The following is a 23739-nucleotide window of genomic DNA, read 5'->3' as shown; positions in this document are numbered from 1 at the left end:
CCTGTTTCCCCCATGCGTCACCTGATTTCTATGCCACGCCATTTCGCCCTTGGGCTTGTCTGTGCGGCCGCTGTGTCCGCGGGGGTGGTCCATGCACAAGGCATGCGCCAGCCTGGTGCCCAGGACCTGTCCCGCGCCCTGTCCAGCTCCATCCAGCCGGCCCCCCGCGCGCCCGAGGCAGCCGGGCTGCGCTCGGCCGACTACATCGTGGCCATCGTCAATTCGGAACCTGTGACCAACAACGAGGTCCGCGCCCGCATGCGCCGGGTCCTGCAAGCCATGCAGGCCCAGGGTGCCCGCCAGACCCCGGACCAGGACGAACTCGCCCGTGAGGTGCTCGAGCGCCTGATTGTGGAGAAGGCCCAAATCCAGACGGCCAAGGAAACCGGTATCAAGGTCGACGACTACGCCGTAGACCAGGCCATCCAGAACCTGGCCCGCCAAAATGGCATGAGTGCCGACGCCATGCGCCGCGAAATGGCCGGCCAGGGTGTGACCGAGAAGATGTTCCGGGACGAGATCCGCAACCAGATGCTGATGCAGCGCCTGCAAGAGCGCGAAGTGGATGGCCGCGTGCGCGTGTCCGAGCAGGACATCGACCGCTACATGGCCGAGCAACGCAGCCAGGGCGGCCAGACCGACATGGCCAACAGCACCATCAACCTGGGGCACATCCTGATCACCGTGCCCGAGCGCGCCAGCCCGGCCGAAGTGGCACAACGCCAGGCCCTGGCCGAACAGGCCCTGCAGGCCGCCCGCAGCGAACCCGACTTTGCCACCGTGGCGCGCCGTTTCTCCGAGGGCGGGCAGGCCATCCTGGGCATGCGCCCGGCCAACCGCTACCCCAGCCTGTTCATCGAGGCCGTGGGCACCACGCCCGTGGGCGGTGTCGTCGGCCCGATCCGCTCGGCCGCAGGCTTCCACATCCTGAAGGTCGTGGACAAGAGCGCGAATGGCGTGGCCGCCGTGGTGACACAAAACCATGCACGCCACATCCTGCTGCGCACTTCGCCACAATTGGGCGAACGTGAAGCTGCCCAGCAACTGCTGGAGCTGCGCCAGCGCCTGGACCGTGGCGCCCGCTTCGAGGACCTGGCCCGCCAATACTCGGAAGACGGCAGCGCCGCCAGTGGTGGCGACCTGGGCTGGGCAGGCCCGGGCCGTTACGTCCCAGAGTTTGAGCAAGCCCTGAACGCCCTGCAGCCCGGACAGGTCAGCCAACCGGTGGTGTCACGCTTTGGCGTGCACCTGATCCAACTGGTGGAACGTCGCCAAGCCACATTGACCCCACGCGAGCAGCGCGAAATGCTGCGCGACGTGGTGCGCGAACAAAAGCTCGAGAAAGCGCAGGCCACCTGGCTGCAGGAGTTGCGCGGCCAGGCCTATGTGGAATACCGCGAGCCACCACAATAAATTTTTCTCTGCGTGAAACATATTCCCCGTAAACGCTTCGGTCAGAACTTCCTGACCGACCACGGCATCATCGACTCCATCGTGGCCGCGATCGATCCCAAGCCCGGCCAGCCCCTGGTCGAGATTGGGCCCGGCCTGATGGCGCTGACCCAGCCCCTGGTGGAGCGCACTGGCCAGCTGACCGTGATCGAGCTGGACCGTGACCTGGCCGCACGACTGCGCAGCAAGCCACAGCTGCGCGTGATCGAGTCCGACGTGCTCAAGGTGGATTTCACCGCCCTGGCCGCCGAACTGGGCGCGCCCAAGCTGCGCATCGCCGGCAACCTGCCCTACAACATTTCCTCGCCCATCCTGTTCCACCTGCTCGAGCATGTGGACGTGGTGCAGGACCAGCATTTCATGCTGCAAAAGGAAGTGATCGACCGCATGGTGGCCGACGCCGGTTCCTCAGACTACGGCCGCCTGTCCGTGATGCTGCAGTGGCGTTACGCCATGGAGAACGTGCTGTTTGTGCCACCCGAGAGCTTTGATCCGCCGCCCAAGGTCAACAGCGCCGTGGTGCGCATGGTACCCAGGGCCCAACCTGCGGCGCTGAACCCGCAGCTGCTGGAAGATCTGGTGCGCGTGGCCTTCAGTCAGCGCCGCAAGATACTGCGCAACACGCTGGGCAAATGGCTGGAGGACCAAGGCTTTGCCGGGAGCTTCGACCTGCAGCGCCGTGCCGAAGAAGTGCCCGTGGCCGAATACGAGGCGCTGGCCGCACAACTCTCTCAAAAAGAGAGCTGACAACGCATACGCCACCTGCCTCCAAAGCCGATGCGAGGCATAAAAAAAAGCGCCCTTAAGGGGCGCTTTTTTGTGGGCATTGAGCCTCAAAGGAAAGAGTAAAAGCAGCGGAAGGCAATCTTGCGCTCGGCCCAGTAATCCGCCGCATCGCGGAAGCAGTCCAGAAACTGCTCGCGCACCTCCTTGTCGAACTTGTGCGCGATCGGCAGCTGGTCCAGCACCACCACAAACCCAGGCTGGGGCCCGGCCTTGTGCAGCGGATCGGTCAGGCAGTCGTACAGGGCGTCAAAGTTCTTGCCAAAGTGGGCGGGAAAGTGGAATTGCACCGCAATCAGGTCCAGGGCGTCCTGCTTGGTCTGTGCGTGGGCCAGGTTGGCGTAGAGGAAATGCTGGCCGGTGGCCTGGGCGGCCTGCTGCAGGTCGCTGATGCGGAACGCACGGATGGACTGCACGATGTTGCTGCGCACACCACGCAAGAGGTTTTGAGGTTCGGGACAAGACGAAGTGTCCATCTCCGGAGTTCTTTCTATCGATCGTAGGTGCCCACACAAAGTTGGGGCAGAAGGTGTGATGGAGAGCGCGCTAACCCACAAGTTCCCCAACGCGGGATGGCTGCGATTCCAGTCCAAGTCAAGTGCACTCATGGCGTGATCTTCCGAAAACTGTTGTAGTGGTCGCTGGTGTAGTAGCAGGCTTCGGGCTGGTTCGGGGGCGCGCCACCGCAGACGATGCGCCGCGCGCCGCGGTCGCGGGCCCAGGGTGTCTTGACGGTGTATTCCCGGTAATACCCCCGGGGGTAGGCCGGCAGCAGGCGCTCCCGATTGCCAAACACCGAGCCATCCTTGTCGTAGGGAAAAGGGCCGCCCTGGAAAATCAAACGATAGGTGGTGCGCGCTTGCGAAGGCAGCTCTGCCAGAGCCACCGACTCCACGGGCAATGGCCCCCTGGCCTGCGCCAGTGGCATCCCCCCGGCCAGCGCCAAGCCCACCGCCATGGCCCCAACGGCCCGCAACACGCGCCGGATGGTCGCATCCCGCATTACGCAACACCTTTCAGAAGTCCTGGCTCCGCCCAGAAAATCGACCGCAAGTGTGACCCAGCCCCCTGCAAATTGCAAGAAAAAAGGGCCGATTGCCACCAGCAATCAGCCCTTTCTTGATGCAGACCGGCTCAGCGTGCGGCGTTCGCGTCCGCAACGGTCAGCGCCGTCATGTTCACGATGCGGCGCACCGTGGTGCTGGGGGTCAGCACATGCACGGGCTGACTGGCGCCCAGCAGCACCGGACCGATGGCGATACCACCGCCGGCCGCCTGCTTGAGCAGGTTGTAGGAGATGTTGGCGGCATCGATGTTGGGCAGCACCAACAGGTTGGCGGAACCCGTCAACGAGCTGTTGGGCATGAGCTTGGCGCGGGCCTCTCCGTCCAGCGCCACATCGCCGTGCATCTCGCCGTCCACTTCCAACCAGGGCGCCTGCACGCGCAGCAGCTCCAGGGTCTGGCGCATCTTGATGGCACTGGGCTGGTTGCTGGAGCCGAAGTTGGAGTGGCTCAGCAGCGCCACCTTGGGCTTGATGCCGAAGCGCATCATTTCCTCGGCGGCCATCACGGTGATCTCCGCCAGTTGCTCGGCCGAGGGGTCGTAGTTGACGTGCGTGTCGACCAGGAACACCTGGCGCTCGGGCAGCATCAGGCCGTTCATGCAGGCGTAGGTGGTGGCACCGGCCTTCTTGCCGATCACCTGGTCGATGTAGTGCAGGTGGATGGCAGTGTTGTTCCAGGTGCCGCAGATCAGGCCATCGACCTCACCCTTGTGCAGCAGCATGGAGCCGATCAGCGTCAGGCGGCGGCGCATTTCGATCTTGGCGATCGGGGCGGTGATGCCCTTGCGCTCGGTCATGCGGTGGTAGGTCTGCCAGAAATCGCGGTAGCGCTCGTCGTGCTCGACATTCACCACGTCATAGTCGCGCCCTTCCTCCATGCGCAGGCCGAACTTCTCGATGCGCTGGGCAATGATGGCCGGGCGGCCGATCAGCGTGGGGCGGGCGATGCGCTCATCGACCACGATCTGGGCCGCACGCAGCACGCGCTCCTCTTCGCCTTCCGAGTAGGCCACGCGCTTCTTGGCGGCCTTCTTGGCGGCGGTGAAGATGGGCTTCATCACGGTGCCGGAGGCATAGACGAAGGTCTTGAGGTGCTCGCGGTAGGCATCCATGTCCTGGATCGGCCGCTGGGCCACGCCGCACTCGGCCGCAGCCTTGGCCACGGCCGGTGCCACGACCAGCATCAGGCGCGGATCGAAAGGCTTGGGAATCAGGTACTCGGCACCAAAGCTCAGGCTCTGCCCAACGTAGGCGGCCGCCACTTCTTCCGACTGCTCGGCCTCGGCCAAGGTGGCAATCGCGTGCACGGCTGCGATTTCCATCTCGGTGGTGATGGTGGTGGCGCCGCAATCCAGGGCCCCACGGAAGATGTAGGGGAAGCACAGGACGTTGTTGACCTGGTTGGGGTAGTCCGTGCGGCCGGTGGCGATGATGGCGTCGTCGCGCACGGCCTTGACGTCTTCCGGCAGGATTTCGGGGTTGGGGTTGGCCAGGGCGAAGATGATGGGCTTGGCCGCCATCTTGGCGACCATGTCCTTCTTCAGCACGTTGCCGGCGGACAGGCCCAGGAAGGCGTCCGCGCCTGCGATCACTTCGGACAGGGTGCGCAGGTCGGTCTTTTGCGCAAACAGCGCCTTGTCTTCGTCCATCAGCTCGGTACGGCCTTCGTAGACCACACCGGCGATGTCGGTGACGAACACGTTCTCGCGCTTCAGGCCGACTTCCAGCAGCAGGTTCAGGCAGGCCAGGGCGGCCGCACCGGCGCCCGAGGCCACCAGCTTGATCTCGCCGATGTTCTTGCCCGCGACCTTCAGTGCATTGACCATGGCCGCCGCCACGGTGATGGCCGTGCCGTGCTGGTCGTCGTGGAAAACGGGGATGTTCATGCGCTTGCGCAGCTCGCGCTCCACGAAGAAGCACTCGGGTGCCTTGATGTCTTCGAGGTTGATGGCGCCGAAGGTGGGCTCCAGCGCGGCGATCACGTCGACCAGCTTTTGCGGGTCTTTCTCGTTGATCTCGATGTCGAACACATCCACGCCGGCGAACTTCTTGAACAGCACGCCCTTGCCTTCCATCACCGGCTTGGACGCCAGCGCGCCGATGTCGCCCAGGCCCAGCACCGCTGTGCCGTTGGAGATCACCGCCACCAGGTTGCCGCGGCTGGTGTACTTGAACGCGGCCGCAGGGTCCTTGACGATCTCTTCACAGGGGGCCGCCACACCGGGCGAATAGGCCAGCGCCAGGTCGTGCTGGTTGGCCATGGGCTTGGTGGCCGCGATGGCGACCTTGCCGGGCTTGGGGAACTGGTGGTACTCAAGGGCGGACTGGCGCAGCAGCGCGCGCTTGTCGGGCAGGGCGGGGGTGGTGTTCTCGGACATGTCGTCTCGTCTCCCAGGACGCTGATAAATTGATTGCACTCCGGCGGCTGGCCGTGTTCAATCTTTGGAATTGAGCGATCCATTGTAGGTGGTTGCTATCAAAAACACGGCTTATCCAGTACTGGGGGCGGGTCAAACACCTGCAACCAGAACATGCCCAATCCAGCAGCCCCGCATGCGCGCAAACAGACGGCCTGACCGGCCGCCACGGCGCGTTTTGCCGATATGCTGGCCACCATTAACAACACTAACCACGAATTAGGAGAACTAATGACTCACTTGGCTCACTCTTTGGCGGGCGGCTGGCGCGCAGCCCTGGGCGCGGTGGCACTGGCGGCCACCGCCTGGACGGGCGCCGCCCACGCGGCCGATGCCTACCCCAGCAAACCGATCACGCTGGTGATCCCGTTCTCGCCCGGTGGTTCGACCGACATCCTGGGCCGCCTGCTGGCGCAGAAGCTGAGCGAGAGCCTGAACACCTCGGTGGTGGTGGAGAACAAGCCCGGCGCCAACGGCACGATCGGCGTGGACCGCGTGGCCAAGTCCGCGCCCGATGGCTACACCATCGTGCTGGGCGATGTGGGCGGCATGTCCATGGCCCCCGGCCTGTACCCCAAGCTGCCCTACAACCCACTCAAGGACTTGGCCCCCATCAGCCTGGTGGGCCGCAGCCCGCTGGTGCTGACGGTGGGTCACAACAGCCCGCTGAAGTCGCTGGCTGACCTGACCGGCACGGCCAAGGCCAACCCCGGCAAGCTGAACTACCCCTCGTCCGGCACGGGCGGCCCCAACCACCTGGGCGGCGCGCTGTACGCCATCCAGGCGCAGGTCAACGTGACGCACGTGCCCTACAAGGGCAGCGCCCCGTCCGTGGTGTCGCTGGTGGCGGGGGAGACCGATTTCGGCTTCCTGACGGCCGTGACCATCAACTCGCAGCTCAAGGCCGGCAATGTGCGCGCCCTGGCCGTGGCGCACAACACGCGCCTGCCCGCCATGCCCGAGGTGCCCACCATGGATGAGGCCGGCCTCAAAGGCTTCACCGCCGACGCCTGGTTCATGGCCGCCGTGCCGGCCGGCACCCCCCAGCCCATCATCGACCGCCTGTACCGCGAGATCGCCAAGATCCTGCCCCAGGAGGATGTGAAGACCAAGCTGGACGCTGTGGGCGTGCTGCCCTCGGGCCTGTCGCCCAAGGAGTCGGTGGTGTTCCTGAACAGCGAAATCAACAAGTGGCGCGAAGTGATCAAGACCGCCAAGATCACGCTGGACTGAGCCTGCGCCGCCCGCGCGCCCATCCACCCTGCACGCCCTGGTGTGCAGGGTTTTTTTATGAGCAGGTTGCGCTCAATCTGAAAGGATTTGCGGTAGTTTTGTATCGTAAAGCCTGATTCATCAAGCGCTGCGCGCTTCCTTTTTTAGCCGTGGCAAGGCGCCAGGCCGGCCAGCCGCTGCACCAGCCATTGGGCAAACCGGGTCCATGTTGAGATAGGCATCGTGGGCTCCCGGGGGTTCAAGCGCTGTGCTGCAGCACGCTGCGGTGGCCGCAGACCGGCAGCTGGGGGCCGGCTGCCGCCGCAGCGCACGGCCCTGCCGCGGACGGGCGGCGCTGCGCCTGGCGCTCCCACAGCGTCTCGTGCAGGTAGAAGAACAGCATCTGCACCGTGGGCTCCAGCAGGCTCAGCGTCAGGGCCGCCACCCAGTCGCCGGTGACCGCATAGGCCACGCCCGCCGCCACCACCAGGTGCACGCCGTAGTAGCTGACCGTCTTCAGCAGGGTGCGGTAGCGTGCCAGCGACACCCGGGCCCAGGCCTTGTCGTGCAGGAAGTAGGCCACCACCTGGACCGAGGGCTCCAACAGGCTCAGCGTCAGGGCCGCCAGCCAGTTGCCGGTGACCGCATAGGCCACGGCGGCGGCCACCACGATGTGCACGCCGTAGTAGCTACCCGCCTTCAACAAGGCGGTGGCGTGCTGGCGCAGCAGGTGGTGCAGGGGGGACATGGCGGCTCCTCGGTCAGATCAATGCAGAAATGATAGTTGTTATCAATTTCGAATTGAATTCGATAGTTTCAATACCTGCCATACACCGTCCCTATGCCACACCCCGCAGGCTGTGGGCATGACGCCGCCCTAAAGCGTGACGGTTTGTGCGTCAATTCCATCCGCTTGCCCAAAGCGGGCAAGATGTGCGCTTTACGCCCTCACCGTGCGCAACCATGTGGATACGCCTTCTGCCTGACCCAGATCTCTACGTACCCATGCAATGGGCCTGGATGGACCAGCTGCTGGTTGCCATTTCAGTTGGAGTCGCTATTTGCAGCGCCGTCATGGCCCTGCACATGTCCGCACTGACGCGCAGTGCCAACCAGCGCTTCACACGCGTGCTGGCGCGGACATCGGGGGCTTGTTCTCTGGGCGGTGGCATTTGGAGCATGCACTTTATTGGCATGCTGGCGTTTGCACCTTGTGCCAATGGCGTTTTTTCGACCTTGTACAGCGCCCTGTCGGTCACGCCCAGCCTGCTGGGGGCCTGGTGGGTGATGCGCGAGCTGCAGCGCCCCGCCACCCGTGGCCTGCGCCTGTTGGGCAGTGGCAGCCTGTTTGCAATTGGCATCGCTGCCATGCACTTCGGCGGCATGACCGCTTCGGACACCGCCAGCTACACCTACTACGCCCCGCAAGGCTTGGTGTTGGCCGTCGTCGTCGGAGTCGGCCTGGCCACCCTGGCGCTGGCAGTCCATCAGCGGCTGCTGCAATCTGGCGCCCGCGTCCTCTACGCCACCCTGCTCAGTGGCAGCTTGCTAGGCCTGTCGGTGGCAGGCATGCACTACGCCGCGATGGGTGCCATCTACCTGCCCGCCGGACTGGAGGTGGCCCCCGACCCCACGGCCCCTGATTACTGGCCGGTGGTCATCGTCACAGCCTCGGTTTGTCTGGCCCTCGGCCTGCTGGTGCTGGGGGTCAACGTGGGTGTGCGCAGAAACCAGCTGTTTGCCCAAATCCTCCGCAGCGAAGCGCGCCTGCGCGCCGTGGTCGACACCGCAGTGGACGGCATCATCATGATCGAGGGCGATGGCCGCATCTGCGCCTTCAACCCGGCGGCCGAGCGCCTGCTGGGCTGGTCCGCCGCGGAAGTCCTGGGCCGCAACGTCAGCATGCTGATGCCGCCGACCGAGCAGCAGGCGCACGACGGCTACCTGCAGCGCCACCTGCGCACGGGGGCCACCAGCATCATCGGCTCCGGGCGTGAGGTGCACGCCCTGCACAAGGAGGGCGAACAGGTCGCCGTGCGCCTGGCCGTGGGCCGCGTGCAGACCGAGGGGCCCCCCCTGTTCGTCGGCTTTCTGACCGACATCCGCCAGCGCCGCGCCATGGAGGCCTCGCTGCGCCACAGCGAGGAAAAGCACCGCACCCTGATCAGCAACATACCCGGCGTCACCTTTCGTCGCGCGGGTGGTGGCATCTGGCAGCCGATGTTCCTGAGCAAGCCGGTGGAAACGCTCACCGGCTGGCCCGCCGAGGCCCTGCTGTCGCAGCCCCAGCGCATGGAGGCGCTGGTGCTGCCCCAGGACATCCCCGGGCTGACCGAGGCCGTGTACAGCGCCATCGATGCCGGCCTGGCCTACAGCCACGAGTACCGGCTGCGCCACCGCGATGGCAGCGTGCGCTGGGTGCGCGAAAGCGGGCGCGGTGTGTACGACGAGTACGGGCAGCTGCGCTGGATCGACGGCGTGCTCATCGACCACACCGAGATCAAGGCACGCAACGCCGAATTCGAAGGCACGGTGACTGCCATCAACCGCGCGGTGGCGGTCGTCGAATACAGCCTGGACGGCCATGTGCTACACGCCAACCAGAACTTCCTCGACATGTTCGGCTACACCCTGGACGAGGTGCAGGGCGAGCACTACCACCTGTTCTGCCTGGACACCCCGCAGCGCCACGCCGAGACCTCCCTGATGTGGCAACAGCTGCAGCGCGGGGACTTTGTCAGCCTCGAATGCCAGGCGCGCGTCAAGCACGGCGAGCTGCTGTGGGTGCAGACCACCTTCAGCCCCATCCTGGACGCCTGTGGCAAGACCTTGCGCATCACCCAGCTGCTGACCGACATCACCGCCAGCCGCACCCTGTCCGAGGCCTTGCTGCAAGCCAAGGAAAAGGCCGAGGCCGCCGCCGCCGCGCGCAGCACCTTCCTGGCCAACATGAGCCACGAAATCCGCACGCCGATGAACGCCATCATCGGCTTCTCCGAGACCCTGCTGGACACCCCGCTGGGCGCCACCCAGCAGCGTTACGTGGAGACCGTCTACCGCTCGGCACGCTCCATGCTGCGCCTGCTCAACGACATCCTGGACACCGCCAAGCTGGACAAGGGCGCGGTGCAATTGGAGGAAGAGGACTTCGTGGTGGCCGACGTCTGCCACCTGGTGGTCGGCACCCTGCGCATCCAGGCGGAAAAGAAGGGGCTGCACCTGCTGCTGGATATCCAGCCGCAGGTGCCGGCCTACCTGCGCGGCGATGCGATGCGCATCCAGCAGGTGCTGACCAACCTGATGGGCAATGCCGTGAAGTTCACCGAGCGCGGCCACGTGCTGCTGGAAGTCGGCTACCACCAGGGCATGCTGCAGCTGCGCGTGCAGGACACGGGCATCGGCATCGCCCAGGAAAAGCTGTCGCACATCTTCGACCCGTTTGCGCAGGCCGATGCGTCCACCACCCGCCGTTACGGCGGCACGGGCCTGGGAACCACCATCTCGCGCCAGCTGACCCAGCTGATGGGCGGCCAGATCAGCGTGCGCAGCCAGCTGGGCGCCGGCACGGAATTCCTGGTGCAGCTGCCGCTGCCGGCCGGACAGGCGCCGGAGCGCCGCCTCCCCGCGGCCCACAGCGCCACGCTGCCCGCCCTGCGCATCCTGGCGGTCGACGACGTGCCGCAGAACCTGGAGCTGCTGCAGGTCGTGATGCAGCGCTACGGCCACAGCGTGGCCCTGGCCCACGACGGGCACGAAGCCGTGCGACTGCGCCAGACCCAGGACTTCGACCTGATCCTGATGGACCTGCAGATGCCCCACATGGATGGCCTGGAGGCCGCCCGCAGCATCCGCCACTGGGAGGCCACACACGGCCAGCGCCACATGCCCATCATCGCCCTGTCGGCCAGCGTACTGGCCCAGGACCGGCAGAACTCCGACGCCGCCGGCATGGACGGCTTTGCCACCAAGCCGCTGGAGCTGCCCAAGCTGATGGCCGAAATGGCACGCGTGCTGTCCGAACACCCCCCCGCCACGCCTGCCGGCGCGGCCCTGCAGCCTGCCGCCCCCGCGAGCACCTCGGCCTACCCGCTGGACGGCAGCGTGGCCGACTGGGACGCGGGGCTGGCGCTCTGGGGCGGGGTCGAGCCCCTGCGCGCCGCCTGGTCCCGCTTTCTGGGCGAGCAGCAAGGCCGCACCCAGGAGCTGCGCCAGCTGGTGCAACAGGGCGACTGGGAGGCCATCCGCACCACCGTGCACCGCATGCGTGGCGCCGCCGGCAACCTGGGCCTGCAGCCCCTGCAGGCCCTGCTGGCCCAGATGGAGCACGATGCCCAGCACCAGGACCGCGCCGCGCTGGAGCCCCAGCTGCCGCAACTGGCCACGGCCCTGGCCCAGGTAGAGGCCTTGCTGCGCGCAAGCGCACCGGCCGCCACGCCCGCTGCACCAGCACGGGCTGCTGCCACACTGTCTTCCGCGCAGCAATCCCAGGCCCTGACCGCGCTGCGCGCGCTGGGCGAGGCCCTGCAGCAGGGCGAAATCGCCAGCCCGGCCCTGCAGACCCTGCAGCAGTTGCTGCCCGCGCCGGAACTGGCGGCCCTGCTGGAGGCCCTGGATCTGTTTGAATTTGAACGGGCGCTGGAATGCGTGCGTACCCTGTCCACCCGCCTGGAAAACTGTGTCGATGACGAACCCCATGCCCACCTCGCCCCCCAGCCATGAAGATCGCAGGCCCCGCTTGCTGCTGGTCGACGATGAACCCACCAACCTGCACGTGCTGCGGCAGATCCTGGGCGATGACTACCGCCTGCAATTTGCCACCGACGGCACCCGGGCGCTGCAGCTGGCGCAGCACCAGCCCCCGGACCTGATCCTGCTGGACATCATGATGCCGCAGCTCAACGGCTACGACGTCTGCCGCCAGCTCAAGGCCCGGCCCGAAACCCGCGGCACCCCAGTGATCTTCGTCTCGGCCCTGTCCGAGATGGGCGACGAGGCCGAGGGCTTCGAGGCCGGCGGCGTGGACTACATCGTCAAGCCCGTGCGGGCGCCCGTGGTGCGGGCCCGCATCCGCACCCACCTGTCCCTGGTGCGTGCCGAGGCGCTGCGCCAGTCGCGGCTGCAGATCGTGCAGTGCCTGGGCCGCGCGGCCGAGTACAAGGACAACGAGACCGGCATGCACGTGCTGCGCATGAGCCACTTTGCCCAGGCCCTGGCCCTGGCCATCGGCTGCAGCCCGGAATGGGCCGACGAGCTGCTGCACGCGGCCCCCATGCACGACGTGGGCAAGATCGGCGTGCCCGATGCGGTGCTGCTCAAGCCCGGGCCGCTGAACGACAGCGAATGGCAGATCATGCGCCAGCACCCGGCGATTGGCGCCGAGATCATCGGTGCGCACGAGGACGGCGTCCTGCAGCTGGCACGCACCATCGCCCTGGCCCACCACGAGAAGTGGGACGGCAGCGGCTACCCGCTGGGCCTGCGCGGTACGGCCATTCCGCTGGCCGCACGCATGGTGGCGATCGCCGATGTGTTCGATGCCCTGACCTCGGTCCGCCCCTACAAGCGCGCTTGGTCGGTGGACGAGGCCCTGGCACACATCGCGGACCAGTCGGGCCGGCATTTCGACCCCGACCTGGTGCCGGTCTTCATAGGCTTGCGCCACGAACTGGAAGCCATACGCCAGCGCTGGCGAGACGAGGTGCCCGAGCCCGCCATCGAGGACTGTCTCTGATAATCGCCCCCATGACCGCGCCCACCCTGCCTGCCTCCTGGACGCTGCGCCCGCTGGGCGCGCACGACATCGACAGCCTGCTGCACGTGCAGACGGTCTGCTACGGCGACAGCTTCCAGGAAAGCCCGGCGGTGTTCGCACGCCGGCTGGCCTGCCCCCACCAGTGCTCCATCGGCGTGGTGCGCCCGGGCCAGACTGCACTGCTGGCCTACCTGGCGGCCTACTGGTCCAACCCCGGCAAGATCACGCCGCTCGATGGCGACTTCAGCGCCCCCGCACCCGGCCCCCACGTGCTGTACCTGCACGACATGTCGGTCCTGCCGGAGCTGAGCGGCCAGGGCGTGGCCCGCCACCTGGTGCAGCACCTGTTTGCCGCGGCGCGCCAGCGCGGCGTGCAGCAGGCGGCCCTGGTGTCGGTCCAGGGCTCACAGACATACTGGGAACGTCAAGGTTTTTCTGTAAAACCCGTGCTGGATGCACAACAGTCCATGCACCTCGAAACCTACGGTCCGGGCGCCACGTACATGACGGCAGCGCTCTGATTTCTGACAGATGCGGATTTAGCTGACAGGCCAGCCCGACGGGCTCGCGATAATGCCCGCATGCCTAACCGATGGAAACCCAATGTCACGGTCTCGGCCGTGATCGAGCGTGACCAGCGCTTTTTGCTGGTGGAAGAAAACACGGCCGACGGTCTGCGCCTGAACACCCCCGCCGGTCACCTGGACCCCGCCGAGACCCCGCTGCAGGCCTGCGCGCGCGAGGTGCTGGAAGAGACCGCCTACAGCTTCGAGCCCACGGCCCTGGTCGGCATCTACATGAACCGCTTCATCCGCACCCGCACCGGTTCGGACATCACCTACATGCGCTTTGCCTTCACCGGCGAGCTGGGCCAGCACCACGCCCACCGCGTACTGGACCAGGGCATCGTGCGCACCGTGTGGCTGTCGCTGGAGGAGTTGCAGGCCACGGCCCACCTGCACCGCAGCCCCGTGGTGCTGCAGTCCGTGCGCGACTACCTGGCGGGTCAGCGCTTCGACACACGCCTGATCCAGGCCGACCCCAGCATCTACTCGGTGCCCCAGCCCACCGAACACACCCAGGACCTGCTGGCCCGCCTGTAGACCGGCACGGCCCGGCAGCGGTGGCGCACCCCAGGGGGATGGGTGCGCCGCGGTCCGCTGTAGTAACCCATTAATACCCCCGACCTGCCCGTGACTTCCACAATGAATGGCCACCACAACCATTCCAGGAGACACCATGGCAGCCAAGAAAATTCTGATGATCTGCGGCGACTACTGCGAGGACTATGAAACCATGGTCCCCTTCCAGACGCTGCTGGCCGTGGGCCACACCGTGCACGCGGTCTGCCCCGGCAAGAAGGCCGGCGACCACATCAAGACCGCCATCCACGACTTCGAAGGGGCGCAGACCTACAGCGAGAAGCCGGGCCACAACTTCACGCTGAACGCCAGCTTTGCCGACCTGCAGGTCGCCCAGTACGACGCCCTGGTCATCCCCGGCGGTCGCGGCCCCGAGTACCTGCGCAACGACCCCGCCGTCTGTGCGGCCGTGCGCCATTTCTTCGACACCCACAAGCCCGTGGCGGCGGTCTGCCATGGCGCCCAGCTGCTGGCCGGCGCCGGCGTGCTGCGGGGGCGCACCTGCTCGGCCTACCCGGCCTGCCGTGCCGAGGTCGAACTGGCCGGCGGCACCTACGCCGACATCCCCGTGGACCAGGCCCACACCGAGGGCAACCTGGTCAGCGCCCCGGCCTGGCCCGCCCACCCGGCCTGGCTGGCGCAGTTCCTGGCGCTGCTGGGCACCCGCATCAGCCACTGAGCCCAGGCAAACGTTCTGCGTGAAAAATGCGTGCAAGGCGCTGCTGGCCTGCGCCAGCAGCTTCTCTTTTTGCGGCGGCAAACCCGCATTGACGCGGACCGCCCACGCGCCCACCATGGCGGCCTGACCGTCCTCCGGGAGCCCCACCATGTGCCAAGTCTTCATCAGCGCGGACCCACAGCTCTACGCCCACCGCGCGCGCTCGCTGCGCCTGCACGGTGTGGCCACCAGCATCCGCCTGGAAAACCTGTTCTGGCAGGTGCTGGAGGAGATCGCCAGCCGCGACGGCTACACCGTGCCGCAGCTGTGCACCAAGCTCTACGACGAACTGCTGGCCGAGCGCGGCGCCATCGACAACTTCGCCTCCTTCCTGCGCGTGTGCTGCACGCGCTATCTGGCGCTGCAGCTGTCGGGCGAGATTCCGCAGGACCGCAGCATCCCCGTGCGCAGCCTGCGCCCCAGCGCGCAGGCCTCGGTGCCTGCCGCCGCCCTGCGCCACTGAGGGCCTTTTTGGCCTCTAGCCCATATCCAGCGCGCGCTGGGCGCTCTCATTCCTCCAGCGGCAACACCTCCACCGTGCGCGGCTGCATGTGGCGGCACTCGGGAAAGCGCTGGCAGCGCCAGAAGTGCAGCGAGGCCCCGTCGTCGCGCGACACGCTGCGGGCCACCAGGGGTGCCGCACAGCGCGGGCAGGGGGCGGCGGCCTGCGGCGTTGTGGGTGGAGGCTCCGGGTGCAGCACCGGCTCCGTCCGCCCGGGGATGGCGGCCTCCACCGCGTCCGCCAGCGGGCGTGGTGGCCGCGGGGCCGCTGCAGGCGCAGACGCAGACGCAGACGCAGGTGCCGTTGCCGTTGCCGTTGCCGTTGCAGGCACGGTCGCCAAAACGCGAGTGGAAGCGGGCGACGCCCCCTCGGCCCGCGCGTGGCGCTGGCGCAGGTGGGCCACATGGGCACGGTGCGTGGCGCGGGTCGGTGCCAGGCGCTGCGCGTCCAGCTGTTGCAGGATGCGCTGCACCGCCTCGGGCGCCAGCAGCTGGGCGTTGAAGCTGCGCACATAGGGCACGACCGCCGCGCCCTGCACCACCTGGGCCGGCATCGCGGTCTTGAACTGGGCCGTGCCCGTCAGCACCACCACCGAATGCAGGTGGGCCAGCGGCACGTCCAGCAGCGTCTCCAGGGCCTTGAGGTGGCGCCAGTTCTGGCGCAGTGGGTTTTGGAAGCGCACGCGATGGCGGTAGAAGGTCTGCGTCCACTCCTTCTGCCGTTCCGCACCAAAGATCCAGCCCTGCAGGTGCTTGGTCTCCAGCACAAACACGCCGTGCACCGAGACCACCACATGGTCGATCTGCGTGGTGCTGCCATCGGGCAGCCGCAGCGTCATGTCGTGCAGCGCGTGGTAGTGCTGCGGGTCCAGCCCCTGCGCCAGCCAGCGGCGCACCAGGCGCTCGCCCAGCCAGCCCTTGAAGCGTGCGGAGCGCAGCACGCCGGACAACAGCGCCAGGCCCACGGCCAGCAGCAGCCAAAGCCCCATCACGCCGTGAAGTTGTTGCCACATCGCCGCCATGCCCGCCTCCTGCTGTTGTTGCGGCGCCCAGCATAACGGGCACAAAAAAGGAGCCACAAGGGCTCCTCGACCAACGGGCGCCAGGGCGCTCAGTTCAGCGCCATGCTCAGCTTGCGGCGGTAGCTGTTGACCAGGGCCGTGGCCGCGTCCTGCTCGCCCGCGCCCTTGCCCAGCAGCTCAATGCCGCCGGCGCTCTTGCCGGGCACGGTGTCCTGCTTCTTGGGCTTGGGCGGGGTCAGCAGCTCCAGGATGCCGACCAGCAGCTTGCGCGCCGCCTGGCCGTTCCACTCCTTGTCGCGCAGGATGATCTCCAGCAGTTCGTCCATGGACGCGGTCCACTGGCCTTCGGCCGCCAGCACCTGGGCCTTGGCAAAGCGGGTGTCGAAATCGCGCTTGTTCTGGGCGATGGCCGCATCGAACTGCTCCAGCGGCCAGTTGCCGCGGTCGTCCTGCTGCACGAACTGCATGCACTGCAGCCACTGGTGCAGCGCCTCGAAGCGCAGCGCCTGGGGAATGCGCTTGAGCGGCTCGACCAGCAGGCCGGCCGCTTCCTCATAGCCCCCGGTGGCGATCAGCAGGCGCACATAGTCAAAGCGTGCATCGTCGTTGGCGGGATCGGCCGCCAGGGCCTCGGCCAGCTTCTGCAGCGCGGCCTGGGTGTCGCCGGACTCCAGCATCTGCTGGGCTTCGTCCACTTCGGCCTCGGCCTGCAGTTCACCGGCGCTGGGCAGGTGCTTGTCCAGGAATTCGCGCACCTGGCCTTCGGTCTGGGCGCCCATGAAACCGTCCACGGGACGGCCACCGACCATCAGCACGCAGGTGGGCACGCTGCGGATGCCGAACATGCCGGCGATCTGCTGGTTGGCATCCACATCCACCTTGGCCAGCGTGAAGCGGCCGGCGTACTCGGTCTCCAGCTTCTCCAGCGTCGGCACCAGGGTCTTGCAGGGGCCGCACCAGGTGGCCCAGAAGTCCACCAGCACCGGGGTGGTCATGGAGGCGGTGACCACCTCGGCTTCAAAATTCTCAATGGTGACGTCAATCATGTTGGCAACCCTGTGGCGGAGCGCGCCCAGCGCCCTCCGTGTTAGCGCACCCATGGCGCGGACCCGTCGATTCTCCAGCAAATCACGGCCCCGCCATCCCTGGGCGCAGATGCCTTCAGACGTGGGGGAAGGCGGCGCAATTTCAAGCCTGGGCGGGCGGCTCCGCCCCCGCACGACCCTGCGCGCGCGCGGGCGCCCCCATAAAAGTAAAATCGCGGGTTCCACTAGGCCGGGCCACAGCCGCCCCACAGAGAACATGAACCCCATCCAGATCGGCGTCGTCATGGGTTCCAGCAGCGACTGGGACACGATGCAGCACGCAGTAGCCATCCTCCAGCAGTTCGGTATCGCTTTCGAAGCGCAGGTGGTTTCCGCCCACCGCATGCCGGATGACATGTTCCGCTACGCCGAAGCTGCGGCCGAGCGTGGCCTGAAGGCCATCATCGCCGGGGCCGGTGGCGCCGCCCACCTGCCCGGCATGATTGCCGCCAAGACCCCCGTGCCCGTGCTGGGTGTGCCCGTGGCCAGCCGCCACCTGCAGGGCGTGGATTCGCTGCACTCCATCGTGCAGATGCCCAAGGGCGTGCCCGTGGCGACGTTTGCCATCGGCAATGCCGGTGCCGCCAACGCGGCCCTGTTTGCCGTGGCCCTGCTGGCCAACGAAGACCCCGCGCTGCGCGCCCAGCTCAACGCCTTCCGCGCCGAGCAGACCGACGCCGCGCGCGCCATGACCCTGCCGGTGAACGCATGAGCGCCAATGACACGCAAGTGATCCTGCCCGGCGCGACGCTGGGCGTGCTGGGCGGCGGCCAACTGGGCCGCATGTTTGCCCACGCCGCCCAGGCCATGGGCTACTTCACCGCCGTCCTGGACCCCGACGCCACCAGCCCCGCCGGCCGGGTCAGCCACCACCATGTGCGCACCGGCTACGAAGACCCCAAGGGCCTGGCCGAGCTGGCCCAGCAGTGCGCCGCCGTGACCACCGAATTCGAGAACGTGCCAGCGGGTTCCTTGATCCAGCTGGCCGAGCGCCTGCCCGTGTCGCCCGCCGGCGCGGCCGTGGCGATCGCCCAGGACCGCGCGGCCGAGAAGGCCCACTTCGTGAAGTGCGGCGTGCCCTGCGCGCCCTACGCCGTGATCGAAACGGCCGAGCAACTGGCGGCCGTCAACGACGCGCTGCTGCCCGGCATCCTGAAGACCGCACGCATGGGCTACGACGGCAAGGGCCAGATCCGCGTCAAGACCCGCGACGAGCTGGTGGCGGGTTGGAACGAACTGGGCCAGGTGGCCTGCGTGCTCGAGAAAATGCTGCCGCTGGCGCACGAATGCTCGGTCATCGTGGCGCGTGGCCGGGACGGCACCATCGTCCACCTGCCGGTGCAACGCAACCTGCACCGCGACGGCATCCTGGCCGTGACCGAGGTGTATGAAGGCAATCTGCCCGCAGCGCAGGCTGAGCAAGCGGTAGCCGCTGCGAAATCCGTAGCTATCGGCCTCGACTACGTGGGCGTGCTGTGCGTCGAATTCTTTGTGCTGGACAACGGCCAGCTGGTGGTCAACGAGATCGCCCCGCGCCCGCACAACAGCGGTCACTACAGCCAGAACGCGCTGGACGTGTCGCAGTTCGAGCTGCAGGTGCGCTGCATGACCAACCTGCCCCTGGTGCAGCCGCGCCAGCACAGCGCCACCGTCATGCTGAACCTGCTTGGCGACTTGTGGTTCAAGCACGGCGACAGCCCCCAGACGCCCGCCTGGGAGCAAATCCTGGCCCTGCCCGGCGCCCACCTGCACCTGTACGGCAAGGTCGATGCCAAGCGCGCCCGCAAGATGGGCCACCTGAACATCACCGCGGCCACGCCCGAGCAGGCCCGCGCCACTGCGCTGAAGGCCGCCGACATCCTCGGCATCCCGGCGTTTTAAGGAACTGACGTGATTCTGGATGGAACGCTGGACGCCTCGGTGCAAGCCGCTGCGCTGGCCCTGCAACAAGGCCAGCTGTTGGGCCTGCCCACCGAAACGGTCTACGGCCTGGCCGCCGACAGCGACAACGACGCGGCCGTGGCGCAGATCTTTGCCGCCAAGGGGCGCCCGGCCAACCATCCGCTGATCGTGCACGTGGCCGACGCCGCCGCCATCACCCGCTATGCCCAGGCCGTGCCGGTGTTTGCCCAGCAACTGATCGACGCGTTCTGGCCGGGCCCACTGACCCTGATCCTGCCGCGCCTGCCGCAGGCCGCCCAGGCCTCGACCGGCGGCCAGGACAGCGTGGGCCTGCGCTGCCCCAGCCACCCCGTGGCGCATGCGGTGCTGCAGGCCTGCCAGCAGTTGGATCCGCCGGTCTGGGGCGTCTCCGCCCCCAGCGCCAACAAGTTCGGCCGCGTCAGCCCCACCACCGCCCAGCACGTGGCCGCCGAGTTTGGCGACGAACTGCTGGTGCTGGACGGTGGCGCCTGCGAGGTCGGGATTGAATCGACCATCGTCGACTGCACGCGCGGCGTGCCCGTGCTGCTGCGCCCCGGCGCCATCACGCGCGACGACATTGAACGTGCGTGCGGCACCCGGCCACTCTCGAAAGAAGAGCTGCCTGCGCAGACCCCACGAGCATCAGGCACACTTTTGGCCCATTACGCACCGAATGCCAAGGTGCGCCTGATGGACGCCGGACAGCTGCAGTCCGCGCTGGACCTGCTGGGCCCCGAGGGCCGGCACATCGCCGTCTACCACCGCAGCACGCTGCGGTCCGCCAGCCGCGCCATCCACCTGCGCGCCATGCCCGGCGATGCCCTGGCCACGGCGCGCGAGCTGTTTGGCACGCTGCGCGACTTTGACGAGCTGGGCGTGCGGCTGATCTGGATCGAGACCCCGCCCGACAGCGCCGACTGGGAAGGCGTGCGCGACCGCCTGCAGCGCGCCGCTGCGGCCGGCTGACGCTCCCACCCGGCCGGCACCGCCGGCCACGGGCGGTGGAGCATTCGTGACAAACCAGTTACATTTATCGGCTTTCAGAGGCCGAAACCCTATGTAGCCGGGAGGACTGCATGCGGGCCATTCGGCCCGGCCCGGATGCGCGCCCCTGGTGCCGTCTGCGGCTGTCGCTTGCAGAACGACCACCATGCACCCTAGCTTTCGCACCACCGCGTCGCTGCTGACCCTGGCGAGCCTGCTGGCCCTGTCGGGCTGCGCCGTCAAGTACGACCACCGCGGCCACACCATCCTCAGCGCCGACCTGCCCGAGCTGTTCGGCACCGTCATGGACAGCCGGCCGCTGCCCGATGGCCAGACCAGCGTCACCCTGCGCCGCATGGGCGACCAGTGGAGCCTGAAGTTCGGCACCCTGGCCCGTGTCGTGGACCTGGGCGCCCTGCGCGGTGGCCGCATCGCCCACGTCAGCCAGGTGGGCACGGCCACCAACATCCTGCTGCTGATCGACACCCCGCAATGCGGCCGCCAGTACCGGCTGGTGAGCGTGGCCGGCAAATCCCAGGCGGCCGTCTGGGACCTGGACATGCCCTGCACCGGGGTGGAGCCGCTGGTGCAGACCGGCCGCGTGGAGCAGTACATCGACTTCACGGTCGGCAGCCGCGTCAGCCGCTTTGTCTACCGCGACGGCAAGCTGGGCCGCCGCCCGGACGTGGTGCTGCCCCCGGGCGTCACCAGCCTGCCCGGACCCGTGGGTAGCCAGGACCCTGCAGGCCAGCCCCCCGGGGAGCGCTACCAGCCGGGCCCCCCGTTCACCCCATCGGCGGCCCAGCTGCGCCAGCGCCCTGCCGCCAGTGCCACCAGCAGCACCCCGCGCGCCACACCCGCCCCAGCGCCTGCGGCCGAGCCCGCGCCGCGCCCACGGGCCCGCCCCGCGACGGTGGCCCCGGCCAGCGCCCGCACGGCCCCACAGACGCCGCAAAACCTCGACTTCGGCACCGAGATCAAACCCACCATCACCGTCGACCTGACCAAGTAAACCGCCGGGCCCCTGCGGGGGCCTGCGCCTGCCATCGTGACCGCCTTGTCCCAACCTACCACCTTGCGCGACGCCCTGCTGCCCGGGGCGTCGACCGCCCCGCGCGCCCGCGACGCCACGCCGGCACACACGGCGCCCCAGCCCCCGCTCCCAGGCCTGTCCACGTCCACCCTGGTGGGCCTGATCCTGCTCACGGCCCTCTACCTGGCGTTCGAGCTGGCCTTCAACGCCCGTCTGCTGGATGTGGTGGGCGGCGGCGCCAGCGCCGACGATGTGCACCACATCGAAATCTCCGGGCGCCTGCTCTCGGGCATTGCCGTGGCCCTGGTGGTGCTCCAGGGGCTGCTGACCTGGCGTGCCCGCTGCGTGCGCCTGGGCCGGGCGGCCACGCCCCGGATGGGGGTCGTGCTGCTGCTGTGTGGCCTGACCGTGGGCGGGGTTTACCTGGGGCTGCAGCAGTTGGTGGACGGGATCGTGGCCTCGCGTTCCACCGAATTCCGCCGCCAGGCGCTGAACATCACGCTGATCCAGCAAGCCATCGTCGACGGCCGCGTGCAACTGACCGGCATGGAGCAGGACGCCGGTCTCTACGCCCGCCCCGAAGGCAAGGCCTTCTTGGCCCTGTTCCCGGCCATGGCGGCCTCGGTGCAGGAGCTGGACCGCAAGATCGAGCATGCCAAGCTGACGCTGATTGCCGAGCACGTGGGCCACCAGGCCGGCGGCATCCAGGGCTACTACCGCAGCTACCAGCAGGCCATGGACGGTGTGGCCAAGCAATGGCGCGACTACAGCAAGCTGGGCAGCGCCAATGTGGATGTGGAGGCCGAGGTGGCCAGGCAACACCGCAAGGCCTGGAACGATTACCTGAGCGACCTGGGCAAGCGCGGCTGGACCCCCTCCACCGTGCCCGGCGCCTACGAGGGCCGGGTGCGCCAGAGTGTGCGCCAGCGCGTGCCCGTGCCCAGTGACTGGGACTTGCGCGACGAGGCCGGCTTTCGCGCCGCCGTAGATCGCAAGGTGCGCAGCCGCTTCCATGGCCAAGTGCCCGAGGTGAAGGTGCGCGGCCAGCGCATTGCGCCCGGGCTGTCCCAGGCGGCCTTCACAGCCCACCCGGCCGTTCAGGCCGAGCTGCGCGACCAGCTGAAGCTGCCCGCCGGCACCAGCGTGCCCCTGGGCACCGATGCCGAAGGCTTTCGCCGCCAACTGTACGACCCCATGCGCATGGCCCGGGCCCGCACCGAAGCGGCCAAATACAACGCCCCCCTGGCCACCTTTGCCGACGGCGGCAGCAACGCCGCCCAGGGGCTGGACGCCACGCGCGCCGCCCTGGTGCCGCCGATCGCGCTGCTGTGCTCGCTGCTGGGCGCCATCGGCCACCTGGGCAAGCTGGTCTACCTGCTGTGCAAGCTGGCCCTGCGCCTGGCGGCACGCCAGATACCGGCCGCCGTGCTGCAGCGCCTGGGATGGGCGATCCTGCTGGTGCCCTTCGTGCTGGCCGCAGGCATCTGGACCACGCTGAGCCACATGGACAACAGCGTCACCACGTCCGAGCTGTACCAGACCCTGACCGCCCAGACCCTGCAACGCAACCAGGCCGACGATGCCCAGCAGCAGCGCAGCCTGCCGCTGGCGCCGGCCATCGTCAACGCCCTGCACGTGGTGGCCGTGGGCCAGGGCTATGCCTACCCGTACAACGAACACCTGCGCGTGCACTACCTGCAGGGCATCACCTTCGGCTACCGCCCCAAGGACTAGTCATGCCAGTTTCCTCCCGCCCCCCCCTCCTGCGCAGCCTGGGCCTGCTGTGCGTGTCCCTCAGCCTGCTTCCCACGGCCCAGGCCGCCTGCCTGGGCATGGAACTGTTCGCCCACCGGGGTGCCCCCGGCCATCCGGAAAACAGCCGCTCCGCCGTGGAAGCGGCCGTGCGCGGCAGCTGGGAGGGCGCCGAGATCGATGTGCAGACCCTGGCCGATGGCGGCCTGGCCGTGCACCACGATGCACTGACCACCCGCACCACCAGCATCAAGGGCCGGGCCGTGCGCCAGCTGCCCAGCGAAGCCTGGCGCGAGGTGCGCCTGCGCGACCGCGACGGCAAGCTCACCGGCGAGACCGCGCCCTTCCTGCGTGACCTGCTGCCCGCCGTGCAGCGCAGCGGCAAGGTGCTGAATGTGGAAATCAAGGAAGAGCACCGCAACTGCCAGGCGGCCGAGGCCGTGGTCGGTGAACTGCTGGGCCAGTTGCCGTCCGGCCAGTGGACCATCAGCGCCACCGAGTTCGACCACCTCAAGTGCGTGCGCAAGCTCGATGCCCAGGCCTACCTGGGTGCCGTGGCCACCGACAAGGTGAGCATCGCGCTGAGCGACAAGCGCACCGCCTCGCGCGCACACCTGCTCAAGAGCCCGGACATCTCACCCAAGGTGCTGGGCCAGCTGCAGCGCGAGGTCGGCAAGCCCGTGGGCCTGCACGTGGACATCTACTCGCTGCGCGCCAACCCGAACCTGTTTGCCGATGCGGCGCACATCGGCATGCCCGTGTTCACCTACAGCCTGCGCGGCGACCGCGAACACGCCCAGGACCTGCGCCGCCTGCTGCGCGAGCGCGGCCTGCTGCCCACGGGGGCCATCATCGACGGCGACCCGGCCAGCTTCTGCGCCCAGGTGGTGGGCTGAG

Annotated in this window: 21 protein-coding genes and 1 pseudogene; 15 read left to right on the top strand and 7 right to left on the bottom strand. The window is 67.9% G+C overall.

From position 1 onward, the window contains the following. The first annotated feature begins 12 nt into the window (after positions 1-12). Both CA2_RS10330 and rsmA read left to right on the top strand, forming a co-directional pair. Positions 13-1413, top strand: a complete 1401-nt coding sequence (locus tag CA2_RS10330; protein ID WP_042416344.1) for a peptidylprolyl isomerase — start codon at positions 13-15, stop codon at positions 1411-1413. A gap of 12 nt (positions 1414-1425) precedes the next feature. Then, positions 1426-2199 carry a 16S rRNA (adenine(1518)-N(6)/adenine(1519)-N(6))-dimethyltransferase RsmA gene (rsmA, locus tag CA2_RS10325; RefSeq protein WP_042416340.1) on the top strand — a complete coding sequence of 258 codons (774 nt, stop codon included), beginning with the start codon at positions 1426-1428 and terminating at the stop codon, positions 2197-2199. An 86-nt stretch (positions 2200-2285) separates the two neighbouring features. On the opposite strand, the gene CA2_RS10320 is transcribed toward rsmA, so the two are convergent. From CA2_RS10320 to CA2_RS10310, 3 genes are all read right to left on the bottom strand, one after another. Beyond that, positions 2286-2711, bottom strand: a complete 426-nt coding sequence (locus tag CA2_RS10320; protein WP_042416336.1) for a barstar family protein — start codon at positions 2709-2711, stop codon at positions 2286-2288. 128 nt (positions 2712-2839) lie between these two features. After that, complete coding sequence (locus CA2_RS10315) at positions 2840-3238, bottom strand: guanyl-specific ribonuclease (protein WP_042416333.1); 399 nt, start codon at positions 3236-3238, stop codon at positions 2840-2842. Positions 3239-3369: 131 nt separating this feature from the next. Beyond that, positions 3370-5679 (bottom strand): NADP-dependent malic enzyme, encoded by a 2310-nt coding sequence (locus tag CA2_RS10310; protein ID WP_042416330.1) that lies wholly within the window; start codon positions 5677-5679, stop codon positions 3370-3372. 270 nt (positions 5680-5949) lie between these two features. Here CA2_RS10310 and CA2_RS10305 point away from each other — a divergent pair, with 270 nt between their 5' ends. Continuing rightward, positions 5950-6951 carry a Bug family tripartite tricarboxylate transporter substrate binding protein gene (locus tag CA2_RS10305; RefSeq protein ID WP_042416327.1) on the top strand — a complete coding sequence of 334 codons (1002 nt, stop codon included), beginning with the start codon at positions 5950-5952 and terminating at the stop codon, positions 6949-6951. A gap of 238 nt (positions 6952-7189) precedes the next feature. On the opposite strand, the gene CA2_RS18570 is transcribed toward CA2_RS10305, so the two are convergent. Together CA2_RS18570 and CA2_RS18565 are read right to left on the bottom strand one after the other, a co-directional pair. Continuing rightward, the gene (locus tag CA2_RS18570) at positions 7190-7477 is read right to left on the bottom strand and encodes a DUF2061 domain-containing protein (protein ID WP_042416405.1); all 288 of its coding nucleotides are present in this window, start codon (positions 7475-7477) and stop codon (positions 7190-7192) included. Beyond that, positions 7478-7678 (bottom strand): annotated as a pseudogene (locus tag CA2_RS18565) (DUF2061 domain-containing protein); the annotation flags it as partial. A gap of 326 nt (positions 7679-8004) precedes the next feature. On the opposite strand from CA2_RS18565, the gene CA2_RS10290 reads away from it, so the two are divergent. The 6 genes from CA2_RS10290 (at position 8005) to CA2_RS10265 (ending at position 15005) form a co-directional block, all read left to right on the top strand. After that, positions 8005-11649 (top strand): PAS domain S-box protein, encoded by a 3645-nt coding sequence (locus tag CA2_RS10290; protein ID WP_245620933.1) that lies wholly within the window; start codon positions 8005-8007, stop codon positions 11647-11649. After that, complete coding sequence (locus CA2_RS10285; RefSeq protein ID WP_245620932.1) at positions 11612-12661, top strand: HD domain-containing phosphohydrolase; 1050 nt, start codon at positions 11612-11614, stop codon at positions 12659-12661. Before CA2_RS10290 ends, CA2_RS10285 begins: the two co-directional genes overlap by 38 nt. An 11-nt stretch (positions 12662-12672) precedes the next feature. Continuing rightward, on the top strand, positions 12673-13203 hold the full coding sequence (locus CA2_RS10280; RefSeq protein WP_042416318.1) for a GNAT family N-acetyltransferase: 531 nt from the start codon (positions 12673-12675) through the stop codon (positions 13201-13203). A gap of 60 nt (positions 13204-13263) precedes the next feature. Continuing rightward, complete coding sequence (locus CA2_RS10275) at positions 13264-13785, top strand: NUDIX hydrolase (protein ID WP_042416315.1); 522 nt, start codon at positions 13264-13266, stop codon at positions 13783-13785. 136 nt (positions 13786-13921) lie between these two features. Beyond that, positions 13922-14503 carry a DJ-1/PfpI family protein gene (locus CA2_RS10270; RefSeq protein ID WP_042416312.1) on the top strand — a complete coding sequence of 194 codons (582 nt, stop codon included), beginning with the start codon at positions 13922-13924 and terminating at the stop codon, positions 14501-14503. 148 nt (positions 14504-14651) lie between these two features. After that, positions 14652-15005 (top strand): ribbon-helix-helix domain-containing protein, encoded by a 354-nt coding sequence (locus CA2_RS10265; RefSeq protein WP_042416309.1) that lies wholly within the window; start codon positions 14652-14654, stop codon positions 15003-15005. 46 nt (positions 15006-15051) lie between these two features. Here the strand turns inward: CA2_RS10265 and CA2_RS17205 are convergent, their stop codons facing one another. Together CA2_RS17205 and trxA are read right to left on the bottom strand one after the other, a co-directional pair. Then, positions 15052-16065, bottom strand: coding sequence for a nuclease-related domain-containing protein (locus CA2_RS17205; RefSeq protein WP_156106014.1), 1014 nt, complete (start codon positions 16063-16065; stop codon positions 15052-15054). An 89-nt stretch (positions 16066-16154) separates the two neighbouring features. Beyond that, positions 16155-17111 carry a thioredoxin gene (gene trxA / locus CA2_RS10255; protein ID WP_042416307.1) on the bottom strand — a complete coding sequence of 319 codons (957 nt, stop codon included), beginning with the start codon at positions 17109-17111 and terminating at the stop codon, positions 16155-16157. Positions 17112-17367: 256 nt separating this feature from the next. On the opposite strand from trxA, the gene purE reads away from it, so the two are divergent. The 6 genes from purE to CA2_RS10225 all read left to right on the top strand — a co-directional run bounded on the left by purE (position 17368) and on the right by CA2_RS10225 (position 23738). After that, on the top strand, positions 17368-17862 hold the full coding sequence (purE, locus tag CA2_RS10250) for a 5-(carboxyamino)imidazole ribonucleotide mutase (RefSeq protein ID WP_042416303.1): 495 nt from the start codon (positions 17368-17370) through the stop codon (positions 17860-17862). Beyond that, positions 17859-19031 carry a 5-(carboxyamino)imidazole ribonucleotide synthase gene (locus tag CA2_RS10245; protein ID WP_042416300.1) on the top strand — a complete coding sequence of 391 codons (1173 nt, stop codon included), beginning with the start codon at positions 17859-17861 and terminating at the stop codon, positions 19029-19031. The genes purE and CA2_RS10245 overlap by 4 nt, the downstream gene beginning before the upstream one ends. A gap of 9 nt (positions 19032-19040) precedes the next feature. After that, on the top strand, positions 19041-20039 hold the full coding sequence (locus CA2_RS10240) for an L-threonylcarbamoyladenylate synthase (RefSeq protein WP_042416296.1): 999 nt from the start codon (positions 19041-19043) through the stop codon (positions 20037-20039). 184 nt (positions 20040-20223) lie between these two features. Continuing rightward, the gene (locus tag CA2_RS10235) at positions 20224-21069 is read left to right on the top strand and encodes a hypothetical protein (protein ID WP_042416293.1); all 846 of its coding nucleotides are present in this window, start codon (positions 20224-20226) and stop codon (positions 21067-21069) included. A 45-nt stretch (positions 21070-21114) separates the two neighbouring features. Next, positions 21115-22824 (top strand): hypothetical protein, encoded by a 1710-nt coding sequence (locus tag CA2_RS18270; RefSeq protein ID WP_169741465.1) that lies wholly within the window; start codon positions 21115-21117, stop codon positions 22822-22824. A 2-nt stretch (positions 22825-22826) separates the two neighbouring features. Next, positions 22827-23738: a glycerophosphodiester phosphodiesterase gene (locus CA2_RS10225; protein ID WP_042416290.1), complete on the top strand. Its 912-nt coding sequence runs from the start codon at positions 22827-22829 to the stop codon at positions 23736-23738. Position 23739 lies beyond the last annotated feature (1 nt).

The sequence above is a fragment of the Comamonas aquatica NBRC 14918 genome (assembly GCF_000739875.1).
Taxonomy (GTDB): domain Bacteria; phylum Pseudomonadota; class Gammaproteobacteria; order Burkholderiales; family Burkholderiaceae_C; genus Comamonas; species Comamonas aquatica.
This window is presented reverse-complemented; position numbering and strand designations above follow the sequence as displayed.

Excerpts from the sequence above, each read along its gene's own strand:
- CA2_RS10330 (WP_042416344.1), top strand. The coding sequence starts at position 13 with ATGCGTCACCTGATTTCTATGCCACGCCATTTCGCCCTTGGGCTTGTC.
- CA2_RS10320 (WP_042416336.1), bottom strand. The coding sequence starts at position 2,711 with ATGGACACTTCGTCTTGTCCCGAACCTCAAAACCTCTTGCGTGGTGTG.
- CA2_RS10315 (WP_042416333.1), bottom strand. The coding sequence starts at position 3,238 with ATGCGGGATGCGACCATCCGGCGCGTGTTGCGGGCCGTTGGGGCCATG.
- CA2_RS10310 (WP_042416330.1), bottom strand. The coding sequence starts at position 5,679 with ATGTCCGAGAACACCACCCCCGCCCTGCCCGACAAGCGCGCGCTGCTG.
- CA2_RS10305 (WP_042416327.1), top strand. The coding sequence starts at position 5,950 with ATGACTCACTTGGCTCACTCTTTGGCGGGCGGCTGGCGCGCAGCCCTG.
- CA2_RS10290 (WP_245620933.1), top strand. The coding sequence starts at position 8,005 with ATGGCCCTGCACATGTCCGCACTGACGCGCAGTGCCAACCAGCGCTTC.
- CA2_RS10285 (WP_245620932.1), top strand. The coding sequence starts at position 11,612 with ATGACGAACCCCATGCCCACCTCGCCCCCCAGCCATGAAGATCGCAGG.
- CA2_RS10280 (WP_042416318.1), top strand. The coding sequence starts at position 12,673 with ATGACCGCGCCCACCCTGCCTGCCTCCTGGACGCTGCGCCCGCTGGGC.
- CA2_RS10275 (WP_042416315.1), top strand. The coding sequence starts at position 13,264 with ATGCCTAACCGATGGAAACCCAATGTCACGGTCTCGGCCGTGATCGAG.
- CA2_RS10270 (WP_042416312.1), top strand. The coding sequence starts at position 13,922 with ATGGCAGCCAAGAAAATTCTGATGATCTGCGGCGACTACTGCGAGGAC.
- CA2_RS10265 (WP_042416309.1), top strand. The coding sequence starts at position 14,652 with ATGTGCCAAGTCTTCATCAGCGCGGACCCACAGCTCTACGCCCACCGC.
- CA2_RS17205 (WP_156106014.1), bottom strand. The coding sequence starts at position 16,065 with ATGGCGGCGATGTGGCAACAACTTCACGGCGTGATGGGGCTTTGGCTG.
- trxA (WP_042416307.1), bottom strand. The coding sequence starts at position 17,111 with ATGATTGACGTCACCATTGAGAATTTTGAAGCCGAGGTGGTCACCGCC.
- purE (WP_042416303.1), top strand. The coding sequence starts at position 17,368 with ATGAACCCCATCCAGATCGGCGTCGTCATGGGTTCCAGCAGCGACTGG.
- CA2_RS10245 (WP_042416300.1), top strand. The coding sequence starts at position 17,859 with ATGAGCGCCAATGACACGCAAGTGATCCTGCCCGGCGCGACGCTGGGC.
- CA2_RS10235 (WP_042416293.1), top strand. The coding sequence starts at position 20,224 with ATGCACCCTAGCTTTCGCACCACCGCGTCGCTGCTGACCCTGGCGAGC.
- CA2_RS10225 (WP_042416290.1), top strand. The coding sequence starts at position 22,827 with ATGCCAGTTTCCTCCCGCCCCCCCCTCCTGCGCAGCCTGGGCCTGCTG.